Below are 1,312 nucleotides of genomic sequence, written 5' to 3'. Positions count from 1 at the left end.
CCTAACCTGCTGTGATCCACACCACCAAACTAGCTCAGCGAATCATGATGACACAATATTATACGTACACTTCTTATATTTTATTCGGAAATCTTGCAGGTCACATTTAACCCGTATAACGTGGTTCAGCAAATGACCGCCCAAGAAGAGGAACCGAAAATGAAGAAGAAACTAGCGGCAGTTGCAGCGTTGACTTCTTTGGTGGGCGGCCTAGCCGCCTCCCCCAGCTACGCCTCCACAGCCGAGCCATCAGGATTCGAAACAGGTGCAGTTGTTCAACTCGTCGACCTGGACAATCCCTCCGAGAGTACCCCGGAAGCTTTCGCCACAGCACCCAGTTGCGTGGTGTCATATAAAGAATTGGGCGCGGTACAGGTCGAAAACAACTGCGGCATGGACCTTCGAGTGAAGGTAATCATCGCCTTTGGGCCTGATTCCGCTTGCAAGAATGTCGTGGCAGGAACCAGGACAAACATTCACTTCGCCGGAGCACTGAAGATTGACAGAGTGGAGTTGTGCTAATGTTCCTCCCGAAAAAGGCAATGAAGCCCCTCGCCGCAGTAGGCCTATGCGCCTCGTTGACCTGCGGCGGAGCCGCCACCGCCCTTGGATCACCCGCAACTACCGACACAGCTGCAAATCCAACAGCCAGCACTCTGGAAAAACCAAGCAATCCTGTTGAGACACAGGACGACTGGGATAACGTCCTCAACTTCTTCGACACCGAGAATCAGTGTCTGACACATAAGGATATCCTCGAGGCAGCCAACCCAACCTGGGGTAAGCTAAGGTGCATTTACAAGCCACTAGAAGCGCAACCGTGGTGGTTAGTCCGAAATGGGTAATTGGAACCCGGGAGACCCGGCCCCCTCGATAATTCGCCCCGTGCCCTCCGGAAGCATCCCCCTTGAATCCGTAAAAGAATCAGCAAAGGGTGTTTTTGAAGAATGGAGCGGATCGAAAATATCACCCGATGAATCAGGTGTCGAACTATGGTCGCGGAGCACCATAGACTCAATCGAAAAGAAAACTTTCCCCTCGAGCGATGAGGATGAGGTCAACAGGGCAGCTCTACTCATTGGGGAGATTATTGTACGGGAAACAGGAAGCGAATGGTCCTCCTACACTTCAAAGGACGATAGCACCGGAGAAAGCGTGGACTTCTTTGGGGTAACCCAAGGAGGTGACGGAGGCTTATCGGCGGTAGGGAACTGGGCCCGTATGGCAAATGATGGGAGGTTACCTGGACCGCTTTCCGATCTCGTTATCTCAAGTTTCCCGAAGAGGTAAGCGGGTTGCGGGTCACTTTAAA

The 1,312-nt window shown here is 52.4% G+C and carries 2 protein-coding genes; both read left to right on the top strand.

Features of this window, described 5'->3' with window-relative positions; translation table 11 throughout:
* The first annotated feature begins 159 nt into the window (after positions 1–159).
* Positions 160–522, top strand: coding sequence for an alpha-amylase inhibitor (locus tag ACTXPP_RS14085; RefSeq protein WP_443342736.1), 363 nt, complete (start codon positions 160–162; stop codon positions 520–522).
* 363 nt (positions 523–885) lie between these two features.
* Positions 886–1,290 carry a hypothetical protein gene (locus ACTXPP_RS14080; protein WP_143341350.1) on the top strand — a complete coding sequence of 135 codons (405 nt, stop codon included), beginning with the start codon at positions 886–888 and terminating at the stop codon, positions 1,288–1,290.
* The last annotated feature ends 22 nt before the right edge of the window (positions 1,291–1,312 follow it).

It is taken from the genome of Candidatus Corynebacterium faecigallinarum, from assembly GCF_052264515.1.
GTDB classification, from domain to species: Bacteria; Actinomycetota; Actinomycetes; order Mycobacteriales; family Mycobacteriaceae; genus Corynebacterium; species Corynebacterium faecigallinarum.
The sequence above is the reverse complement of the archived record's forward strand: the minus strand, read 5'-3'. Positions and strand labels throughout refer to the sequence as shown.